The following is a 10,987-nucleotide window of genomic DNA, read 5'->3' as shown; positions in this document are numbered from 1 at the left end:
GGATGCGGCCCTGCTCAGCAACGATCTTGCAAGATCGCGAAGTCGAACGGCCTCACATCCGCCGCCGGGACGGGGTGGCCACCCCGTCCCGGCAATCGCCAGTATGCACATTTCCAACACACAAGCGTCGATGAGGTGGCCAAGCTGCTCGAGGCGGCGCCGGGCATCAAGTACCGGGCGGCCTTGGGCGTCGCTTACGGCGCCGGTCCTCGGCATCGTCCGCGAGCGCTATGCCGATTTCGGGCCGACGCTGGCGGCCGAGTATCTGGCCGAGCGCCACGGCATCACGCTTTCGCACGAGACGCTGCGGCAGTTGATGATCGGCGCCGGCCTGTGGAAAGCCAAGGCAGCCAAGCGCGCCAGGCTCCACCAGACCCGCAACCGGCGGGAGCGCCACGGCGAGCTAATCCAGGTCGACGGCTCGGACCATGACTGGTTCGAGGGCCGCGGCCCGCGCTGCAGCCTGCTGGTCTATATCGACGATGCCACCAGCGAGTTGATGCACCTGGAGATGGCCGAGGCGGAGACCGCCCTCTCCTACATGCAGGCCACGCGCACCTATCTGGAGCGGCATGGCAAGCCGATCGAGCGCGCGATTGGCGAGGGTCAGCAACCCGGAGCCTGCCGTAGACGCGACCGGAATCTGCAGTCGTTCCGGCTCCCAAAAATTCCGCTACCTGACCCATCGGTTCGGTCCTTACAATGAGTAAGGTTCTTTGGGTGTCACCCAGGTCGGTTACCGTGGTAAGTCTATCAGGTCTGAGCTCATTTATTGAAGGATCATGCCTGGATGTCGAGGGGGATCGGGGGTGTTGCAAGCGTAACCTTTACTGACAAAAATTGTCCCGACAGCGAATATACTTAGCATGCCAAAGCTCTAACGAACACTGCGCAGTCTGGAGATGAAGAACAGGCACAGTGCCGCAGTGATGCTGGCGCCTCGCTAGCGCACGAAGTGTTGGATACGGTCCAAGGGTAGAGGGTCGACGCGCCGCAGTATGTGAGCGCCCGCAGTGGTCTCCCTCTGGCGGCAAGCCCTGCTTGCTTAATCTACGGTTGCCCCGTGTTTCGCGAATTCGGGCTGTCATGTTTCATGCCGAGCTATTCACCAGTCCCCAAGCAAAGTCAGTGGGTCCGACATTGGTGAAAGCGGTCGCCGACTGTGGCGATCGGCCGACCAAACATCGCCCCTTTCGATTGGCCGGGTTGACCGTCGAAGGTTGGGTTCGCGCACGAACAAAACTTTAAACTAGTGGAGACGTTATGACAAACTTAGAGACCGCCGACCTTCCTGCCCACGTCCCCGCCGATTTAGTGCGCGATTATCCGCTGCTTTACGGCCGCACCACCGACGAAAATCCGCATGAGACGATGATCCCGAAAATCCATGAGGGGCCAGCGGTTTTCTATTCCCTGAATGCCTATCCTGGCGACCAGCCCGCGTGGATCGTGCGGCGCACCGAAGATCTGCGCAAGATCTACTTCGACAGCGAACACTTTACCAATGCAGATCCCGGTCCGTTCGCGGCGATGATTGGTGAAACTTGGCGTCTGCTCCCCTTTGAGTCAGATGTTCCGCAGCACGGACTCTACCGTGCGTTCGTCAATCCGCTCTTCACGCCAAAGGCCATGACCAAGCTTGAGGGCCGTATTCGCCAATATGCACGCGAATATATTGAGGATTTCAAGCCAAAGGGCTCGTGCGAATTCATCAAGGACTTCGCGTACGAGTTTCCGATCAAGATTTTCCTTGAACTGATGGGATTGCCGCTGGAACTTACCAGCCAGTTCCTTGCGTGGGAAACGGACCTTCTCCACGCCTCGGACCCCATGGTGATCGCGGCCGCGACCCGAAATGTCGTTGCCTATCTCCGGGGCGAGATTGCCGCGCGCCAGGCTAATCCGACGGACGATCTTCTGAGCTACGGCGTCACCACACAAATCGATGGGCGCGGATTGACCGACGATGAGTTGGTAGGCTTCGCGTTCAATCTGTTCATTGGTGGTCTCGACACGGTCTCCACCAACATGGCTTCACAGTTCCGGCACCTGGCTTCCAATCTCGACCATCAGGCGCAGCTCCGCGCCAATCCGGAGATGATCGCCAACGCCATCGACGAATGTATGCGCGCCTTTGCCGCAGTGACGACATTCCGGACCTGCTCGAAGGAAACCGAGATTCAAGGCGTGAGGATCATGCCAGGCGATAAGGTCGCGATGTCAACCTCGCTCGCCGGCCGCGATCCCGAGGAATATGATCGGCCCAACGAGATTATCTTGGACCGCAAGCCGCGGCTTATATCCTGGGGCTATGGTCCGCACATGTGTGTGGGGATGCACCTGGCTCGTCGGGAGATGCGAATCGCAATGGAAGAGTTCCTCGCGCTCATTCCCGAGTTTCAAATAGCACCCGACGCCAAGATACGTTTCCATATCGGCGGCATGATACAGCCTGAATCGCTTCCACTGGTCTGGAACGCATAAACCATCAGTTTCTGGCCCGAAATTCGCTGCAAGGTAAATTTCGGGCCTGACACTCAGATTTGGCCAAACCGTCGGCAGCTACTCTGGCATAATTACTCTGCCAGACGTCCGCGCTCTGCAAGCGCTGCTTGGCGCAGAAATTGCCAAACCAGACGAACGCGCTTGGACCCTTTCAGCTCGAGTGGCATGGCCATCCAGTAGGTCCGGTGAAAGCGAACTGTTTCGCTCAATACCGCTTGGAGCGGCACGTCCTGCGTAACGAGGTAAGAGGGTAATATGGCAAGACCTGCGCCCGCTACCGCAGCGGAACGCTGGGAAAGGATGCTCGTGCTCTTGATTGGAATATATCCAGGCCCAAGGAGAGGCTGTGCTGCAGGAAGGCTTTTGGCGATTGCAAAGTCGTCAACATAGCTGACAAAGCGATGAGACTGGAGATCATCGAGAGAAGAAATCGTGGACGTGCGCGCCAGATAGTCTTCCGATGCATAAAGCCGGAGTACATAGTCGGCGAGCTTGACGGTAAGATATGGCCCACGCTCAGGTCGATCTATTGATATGACGATGTCAACCTCATTGCGCGGAAGCTGAAATATTTTTGGCAGGGCGAGTAGCTGAACATTCAATTGAGGATGTTCGTATGTGAGCTGCGTTAAATGTTGCGGCAAGATCACAGCGCCATAGGCTTCGCTGCTGCCGATGCGGATTAGTCCTGATACCTCGCGCTGGTTGTTCGACAGCGACCGTTCGATTCCGGCAAAGGCTTGTTCCATCGCCACTGCCCTTGGCAGGAGTTTTTCCCCGGCTTCGGTCAGCTTGAAGCCCGATGGCCCCCGTGTGAACAGTGGCGTCCCGGCATCGGCTTCCATCGACTGCATACGCCGCGACACCGTCGAGTGCTCGACGGTCAATCGCCGCGCCGCGCCGGTCATCTTCCCCGTACGAGCCACTTCCAGGAAAAACCTGAGATCGTCCCACTTCATGAACTCGTCATAGCAGTTCCGTGCATTTATGCACAGGGCATCTGCATCCACTCGCGGTGCACCCGAGCTGAGAACATGGCAGCTGCGATAGCCAATGCATTAAATGCATAAACTGAAGTCTCGGGAGTAAGGATCGCATGGAAGCTATCTCACATTTCATCGCAGGCAATGCCTATCAGGGGGACGACGACCGTTCCGGCGCAGTGTTCAATCCCTCGGACGGTTCCACGCTTTACCAGTGTCGTTACGCCAGCAAAGCCACGCTCGACCATGCGGTGAGCGTGGCAGCTGCGGCTGGGCGGGCATGGGCGAAGGCGTCTCAGGCCCGCCGCCTTGAGGTCATCTTCCGGATGCGTCAGCTGGTTGTCGAGAACACCGATAAGCTCGCCGAGCTGATCGGGCTGGAGAATGGCAAGACGATCGCAGACGCAAAAGGCGAAATTAGCCGCGGTCTGGAGGCCGTGGATTTCGCAACAAGCGTGGCGCAGGTAACCAAGGGCGAATATTCCTACAATGTGGGGGGTGGCATCGATGTCTTCTCCATTCGCCAGCCCGTAGGCATTGTTGGTTGCATCGCTCCGTTCAACTTTCCCGCGATGGTTCCGTTGATGATGACGTCCATGGCAATCGCCAGCGGCAATGCTGTCATCCTCAAGCCTTCCGAGCGCGTTCCCGGGGCCGCGATCCTTATTGGCGAGCTTTGGCGCCAGGCTGGACTGCCGGACGGCGTCTGGAACGCCGTCAATGGCGACAAGGACGTTGTCGATGCGATCCTGGAAAATCCGCAGATCGGGGCGATCAGCTTTGTTGGCTCAACGCACGTTGGCGAATATATTTACCAAAAGGGCTGCGCGCACGGCAAGCGAGTTGCAGCCTATACAGGCGGCAAGAACCATATGGTGGTCATGCCTGACGCTGATATGGAATCGGCCGCGTCGGCCTTTGTAAGTGCTGGTTATGGTTCATCCAGCCAACGTTGCATGGCAGTGTCCCTTGTGCTTGCGGTGGGCGAAGGTACGGCCGAGCGGCTTCGCGGGCTGATGGTTCCCATGATCGAGGCGCTGCACGTCGGCTCTTATGATGATCCCAAAGCGGATTTCGGGGCTGTCGTGACGGCAAATGCCAAGCAATTCGTTGAACAGGCGATTGCAGAGGCGGTGACGGACGGTGCCGAACTGGTGGTCGATGGACGTGGCTTCGTCGTTCCCGGTCTTGAAAGCGGCTTCTACACCGGCGCGACGCTGCTTGATCACGTCACGATGGACATGAACTTCTGGAAGAGCGAGATATTCGGACCAGCCCGCGGGATCATGCGCGTGAAAGATCTGGATGAAGCGATCACCATCACCAATGCGCATGAATACGGCAATGGTGCCGTGATCTTCACGCGCAGCGGCCATGCTGCCCACCGCTTCATCGAAGAGGTCGAGGCCGGTATGCAGGGCGTCAACGTCGCCGTTCCCGTCCCCGTCGGCCATCACAATTTCGGCGGGTTGCGGCGGTCCAAATTCGGCGACGCGCATATGTTTGGTCCGGATGCTGCGCGCTTTTACACAAAGATGAAGACAGTATCCCAGCGCTGGCCAAAACCCGACCAAGAGGAAGCAGCGCTTTCGCTCGCGTTCCCTGGCAATAATTGAATGTTTGTGTTCGTACGCCCAATTTCCCTCTGCTGAGTGTCGTGGTGGATTCACCGACCCACTTGGCGGGTGATATGCGAGCGTCTGCTCACAAAGATCGGGAAACGGGGCGTACGTACGCTCACTCTCGCGAGCATGGCCTACCGGACTTGTAAGTTGACCGGAATTTCGAACTCTCGCCGGCTGCGAGCTCGCGATAGCCTTTTCGAAGAGAGCTTGAAAAAATGGATGAGGAGCCAAAAATGCACATGATCGCGACGGAGGAGGCTTTCGCCACTCCGGAATATCTCGAAGCTCTACGCAATCTAGGTTCGACGAGCACCTCTGATGTCGTCCGATATGCCGCCTATTTCCTGACAAAGGATCCGGCGGCGACAGGTCTTTGCGACGTCGAGACCCGCCTTGCTAGTATGGACGCGAACGGTGTTGATATGCACCTCATGTCGTTGACGAGCCCAGGCGTTCAGTTGTTCGACGCCGATCTTGGGACGCATTTGGCTCAACAGACGAATGATCGCTTGGCGGAATTGATTCGTCAGTATCCGACACGCTTGGCCGGTTTGGCCGCCATCGCTCCACAGGATCCCACTAGGGCCGCCGACGAAATCACACGTGCGATGACCGAATTGGGAATGCATGGCATTATCATCAATTCGCACACGAATGGCGAGTATTTGGATGAACGGAAGTTCGATCCTATTCTCGAGGCAGCCCAGCGCAATAAGGCTCCTGTCTACATTCATCCAACCTTTCCTTCGGATGACATGTTCAAACCATACAGCGTCTATGGTGTCTCTGGTGCAATATGGGGATTTGCTGCCGAGACTGGCCTCCATGCCGTTCGCATGGTGTTTGGGGGCGTGTTCGATCGGTTCCCCGACCTTCAGATCGTTTTGGGTCACATGGGCGAGTCATTGCCCTATTGGCTGTTTCGTTTTGACAATATCTACGACATGATGATGTCTCAAGGCCAGGTTCCGGCGGGCATGATCAAGTTGGAGCGAAAGCCAAGCGAGTACGTAAAATCGAACATTCATATCACGACGAGCGGAATGTTCTCGGACGACGTGCTTAAATTTGCGATCGACGCTGTTGGCGCAGAACGTATCATGTTTGCGATCGACTATCCCTTCGAATCGTCGAAGGCCGGTTCAGACTGGATCCGCGCCGCCCCGATTGCCGCTGAGCAGAAGGAGATGATCCTCTCCACCAATGCGCAGCGGCTGTTCAAGATCAAACCATAGGAAATGTGTGATGAGCGGGCGGGCCTGCTCATCACAACACTACAAGAAACTAGCGCTACATTTGCATATTATATGAAACTCTGAATCCGCAATTCTCCATAGTCCGGAGGTTGTGGATGACATGTTACGCTGAAAAATGGTTCGAACGATATCCGTGCAGGAGGCGTTTGCGAGCCCAAATTTCGACGCAATACAAAATATCAACGCAATACAAGCGTTGTCGTTTTTAAGGGGAGTGGATTATGAACACGTACAAATTTCTAAGTGGTCTGGCCGTTGCCGCCATCTCTTTTGCAACCAGCGCGCATGCGCAAGTTCCTCCCCCGGCGAAGATTGATGCCACAGCCGGTAGCGCAGTCAAGGACGACACTGGACTTGCGGATATCATCGTTACCGCCAACCGCCGTGAGGAAAACGCGCAGGATGTGCCGGTCTCGGTCGTTGCGTTCAGTGGCGCGGCGCTTGAAGAACGCAGTATCACGCGCTTGGGCGATCTTACCCGGATCACGCCGGGCCTCCGTTTCGCCCCGCAAGGTGGTGGCGCCGCCCTGAACGTGGTCCTGCGCGGTCTGCAGCGTACGGCTTCGGGCAACGCGCCGAACGCGGTTATCACCTACTTCGCCGATGTCCCTCTCTACTTCAGCGGCTCGAACATCACGCCTTTTGACATGCGCAGCGTTCAGGTCCTGAAGGGTCCGCAGGGCACGCTGTTCGGCCGCAATGCCATCGGCGGCGCCATTATCCTTACGCCGGAGGCGCCGAATTATGACTTTGGCGGCTACGTCCGCGGCACCTATGGCAACTATGATACAAAGATAGGTGAGGGCGCGATCAATCTGCCGATCATCCGGGACAAGGTCGCACTGCGCGTCGCTGGCCATATTGCGCGGCGTGATGGCTATACGAAAGTCATCGGCAAGGGTGGCAATCCCGACGACGTGCATACCAACGCGTTTCGCGCCAGCCTGCTGGTCGAGCCGGCCGAGGGTTTCCGCAACAACACGGTGTTCGACTATTATCTGGCGGATGAAGTCGGTCCGAGCTCGGTGCTCGTAGGCCTCACCGGTGGCGGCGCGATCCGGCTGCCGCAGTTGGCCCACTTCTTCGACTGCAACACGGTCAACGCCTTCAATCCGGGTTGCGCCGCGATCCCCGGCGTCCTGCCTCCGGGCTTCGACATCGATGACCAACTGGCGCGCCAGAAGGCAGCGGGTAAGCGCACTGCTTACTCGGATGTCGTTCAGAACCTCTATCGTAGGCAGTTGGGCGTTTCCAACAAGACCGAGATCGACGTCACGGATGGCCTGACCCTGCGCAACATCTTCGGCTATCGTGAAACCGGCATTCGCACCTCTTTCAATGTCGATGCCGTCGATTCGCCGCTACCACTGATCAACGGTTTCACGCGCGATTCCCAGAAGCAGGTCAGCGACGAATTTCATGCCTTCGGCAATCTTCTGAATAATCGATTAGAATACCTTGTGGGGCTGTTCTACATCAAGGAATCCCCCAACGGCAAAGGCAGCGGCACCAACTTCGTAGCCTTCGCTCCGGCAGGCAGATATACGGTGGCCTACCAGACCGTGATCAACAAGGCTGCATTCGCCCAAGTCAGCTACAAGGTGACTGATGCATTCAAGCTAACCGGCGGCATCCGTTATAATGACACTAAGGTCACAGGATGCTCAGCGGTTACACCGGAATCCTACCCCTTCGCGGTACTCACAGACCCCAAGGCCGGTGAACCGTCGATCCTGCAAAGCAACTGCCCCAGCGCCGTCAACTCATCCACGATTACAGCGAAGCAACACGCTTGGACTTATAACATTGCTGTCGATTGGCAGGTCAGCGATGACATGCTGGTCTATGCAACGCACCGCAAAGGCTTCCGTGAAGGGGGGCTGAACTACCCGCTTTTCAACAGCCCTTGCACGACCGGTGGCGCGTGTGTCGGCGCGCCTGGCGCAGACCTGCGTCCCTACCAGACGATCCAGCCTGAAATCGTCAAGGACGTCGAAATTGGGTTCAAGTCCGAGTTCCCGCTGGGTGAGGGCAAGGCACGGTTCAACCTTGCGCTGTTCCAAACCTGGTACACAAATGGGGTGCTTGGCTTCAACACCAGTGGCGTCGTTCCCACGGGCGATTCTGCAGCGCCGCAGTTTAGCGCGATCAACATCAATGTGGGCGACTATGAGATCAAGGGCCTCGAAGCCGAGCTGACACTTCAGCCGGTACGAGGCCTGTCGTGGACCAATACGGCGGCGTATACCGATTCGAAGTTGGTAAAAGCCACGCTTCCGAACATTCCGCAGCTCTCGACCGCCCTGCCCCTTTCAGCTTCGCCGAAATGGGCCGTCACTTCTGCAGTGCGTTGGGTTATGCCGATCCATCCGCTGGATGGGAACGTCACGTTCAATGCCGACATCTACCACCAGAGCAGCTTCTACGTCACCGGTGACACAATCCCCAGGTTCACCGTTGCTAACACCCGGCTGGAATGGTCGAATATCTCGACTAGTGGCCTTTCGGCAGCATTCTATATGCGCAACGTCTTTAACAAGACCTACTCGATCGCCGGTGTGGCAGCGGCAAGCGCCATTGGCGTGATCACCCGCAACTATGCAGAACCGCGGATGTACGGTCTCGAACTCGGCTACAAATTCTGATCTATCTGGGGCCAGTTTGGGTATAATAACTCGAGCTGCCCCTTCTTTGCTTCCCATGTCCAGTGCAGAGATGGCAACTGACCAGATAAAGCCATGATACTATCCGCCCCGGTGCTTCGATTAGTCGCTTTCACGGTCCAAGCCGATAGTAACATCGGGCTAAACTACAAGATTTTACGGCCGCCTGACGCGGTTTCGAGGATGGAGAGAAATATGTCACAAGGCAGTTCTGTGGTTATGGAAGATGTGGGTTCGACCGCAGCTATCGGTGTCCACTCGGCGGATCACTTTGCTTTTGCAGTGCCGGAGCTGGACGTGGCGACCCGGTTCTATACCGACTTCGGCCTCGATGTGCGGCAGGCTGCCGATTGTGGCCTTGAGCTTTACACGTTTGACAACCCCCATTGCTGGGTAAAGATATCGCAAGGTGCCGAAGGGTCTTCGAAGAAGCTTCGCTATCTCTCGTTCGGTGCCTATCAGCAGGACATGCCGGAATTCGAACGGCGGTTGAATGAACGCAAGATCGAACGCTGCGCGCCGCTGAACGACGACGGCGGCCTGTGGTTCAAATCGCCCGACGGACTCCCATTGCAGATCAAGGTTGCGGAAAAGAGTTCGCCGGACACCAAGTCGCATTTCATCTCCCCTTCCGCTGAGCCGGGCCGGGCTGGAGCGGCGCCTAAGGCTGTTGCTCCGGCAGCAAAGCCAAGGCGGCTGTCCCATGTGGCCATCTTCGTCGCCGATATGGACGAGGCCCTCGATTTCTATGCAGATATTCTCGGCTTGCGCCTTTCCGACCGGTGCGGGAACCATATCTCATTTGTCCACGGCATTCATGGTTCCGACCATCACCTGCTGGCTCTGGTTGGATCGACTCACACCGGTCTGCACCATATGAGCTGGGACTTGCCCAGTGTCCACGATGTCGGGGTGTCGTCGCAGTGCATGATCGACAAGGGGTACACTGAGGGCTGGGGACTTGGCCGACACCTGCTCGGTTCCAACTACTTCTACTATGTCCAGGATCCCTGGAACAGCTATAGCGAATATATTGCCGACATGGACTATGTGCCCGCGGGTCATGATTGGCCTTCAGCCGACCACGAGCCGGGGGAAGTATTCTCCTATTGGGGCCCGCGTTCTCCGAAGAAGTTTCCACAGAATTTCGAGGCGGCATAAGCAAAATGGCAGAGGTTGCCATGGGAGCAGTCGATACGTCGGGCGCAACTGAAGCGCCCAAGTGCAGCAAGGCACTGGATCGGATCATCGAGGCTTCGCGCCAGGAATTCAACGAGCTCGGTCCTGCCGCCGCCAAGATAGATTCGATTGCGGCCCGGGCAAAGATGACTCGGCAGTCGATCTATTATTATTACAAGAGCAAGGACGATATATTCTACGACATCGTCATCCGCGAAGTGATGATGCTGATGTCGTACGTCAACGAGCTCGATACTGAGTCCACCAATCCGGAAGCGGCAATCAGGGACCTTTTTTTTGGGCTGCTGAACCAAGCGAACAAGTTTCCGACGTTGTCGGCCTTCATGATCGATCACAGTCGCTGTGCGAAATCCATCCGCAAGCCTTCGGCGGCCTTCAAGGGTCTGATGCAGAAATTCGTCAAGCGGCTGCAAGTCCTGCTCGATCGGGGCGCGGTCGGGGGCGTATTCCGGCCCTCGATCGATGCTGCGCGGCTCTTTGTAGCAGCCAGCATGATCACGGCTGGTGCGCGAAACAGCCGTAATGCGCTGGACCTGGTATGCGGAATCGATCTGGGCAGTAGCGCCGGGGTGGCCGACTGGCAGGAATTCGCGGTAGACGTTCTGATGCGCTCGATCAGGAAAACCGACTAGTGCAGCGAGTCAGACGGAAGATGCAGGCAGTCTGGCGAGCTTGTCGAGGATTTGAGCGGCGGGCTTGGTCCAGACGAAGGGCTTTGGGTCGGCGTTGTGTTCCTTGAGGTAGCGATTGATGGC

At 57.2% G+C, this 10,987-nt stretch carries 7 protein-coding genes and 2 pseudogenes; 7 read left to right on the top strand and 2 right to left on the bottom strand.

The annotated features are described in order from the left end of the window. Positions 1-214: 214 nt before the first annotated feature. Positions 215-586: pseudogene (locus EWE75_RS22770) on the top strand (ISNCY family transposase); the annotation flags it as partial. Positions 587-1,263: 677 nt separating this feature from the next. Continuing rightward, entirely contained in the window at positions 1,264-2,484 is a 1,221-nt protein-coding gene (locus EWE75_RS22765) for a cytochrome P450 (protein WP_130160363.1), read from the top strand. A gap of 92 nt (positions 2,485-2,576) precedes the next feature. On the opposite strand, the gene EWE75_RS22760 is transcribed toward EWE75_RS22765, so the two are convergent. Next, complete coding sequence (locus EWE75_RS22760; RefSeq protein WP_130160362.1) at positions 2,577-3,464, bottom strand: LysR family transcriptional regulator; 888 nt, start codon at positions 3,462-3,464, stop codon at positions 2,577-2,579. Positions 3,465-3,601: 137 nt separating this feature from the next. Here EWE75_RS22760 and EWE75_RS22755 point away from each other — a divergent pair, with 137 nt between their 5' ends. The 5 genes from EWE75_RS22755 to EWE75_RS22735 all read left to right on the top strand — a co-directional run bounded on the left by EWE75_RS22755 (position 3,602) and on the right by EWE75_RS22735 (position 10,864). Further along, positions 3,602-5,104, top strand: coding sequence for a CoA-acylating methylmalonate-semialdehyde dehydrogenase (locus EWE75_RS22755; RefSeq protein WP_130160361.1), 1,503 nt, complete (start codon positions 3,602-3,604; stop codon positions 5,102-5,104). 242 nt (positions 5,105-5,346) lie between these two features. Then, positions 5,347-6,348 (top strand): amidohydrolase family protein, encoded by a 1,002-nt coding sequence (locus tag EWE75_RS22750; protein ID WP_165388500.1) that lies wholly within the window; start codon positions 5,347-5,349, stop codon positions 6,346-6,348. A 242-nt stretch (positions 6,349-6,590) separates the two neighbouring features. Then, the gene (locus tag EWE75_RS22745) at positions 6,591-9,014 is read left to right on the top strand and encodes a TonB-dependent receptor (RefSeq protein ID WP_130160359.1); all 2,424 of its coding nucleotides are present in this window, start codon (positions 6,591-6,593) and stop codon (positions 9,012-9,014) included. 213 nt (positions 9,015-9,227) lie between these two features. Continuing rightward, positions 9,228-10,193 (top strand): VOC family protein, encoded by a 966-nt coding sequence (locus tag EWE75_RS22740; protein ID WP_206364855.1) that lies wholly within the window; start codon positions 9,228-9,230, stop codon positions 10,191-10,193. Positions 10,194-10,198: 5 nt separating this feature from the next. Beyond that, the gene (locus tag EWE75_RS22735) at positions 10,199-10,864 is read left to right on the top strand and encodes a TetR/AcrR family transcriptional regulator (protein ID WP_130160358.1); all 666 of its coding nucleotides are present in this window, start codon (positions 10,199-10,201) and stop codon (positions 10,862-10,864) included. A 9-nt stretch (positions 10,865-10,873) separates the two neighbouring features. Here EWE75_RS22735 and EWE75_RS25770 read toward each other — a convergent pair. After that, positions 10,874-10,987, bottom strand: a pseudogene (locus tag EWE75_RS25770) (IS630 family transposase); the annotation flags it as partial.

It is taken from the genome of Sphingomonas populi, from assembly GCF_004208535.1.
In the GTDB taxonomy this organism is placed as follows: Bacteria; Pseudomonadota; Alphaproteobacteria; order Sphingomonadales; family Sphingomonadaceae; genus Sphingomonas; species Sphingomonas populi.
The sequence above is the reverse complement of the archived record's forward strand: the minus strand, read 5'-3'. Positions and strand labels throughout refer to the sequence as shown.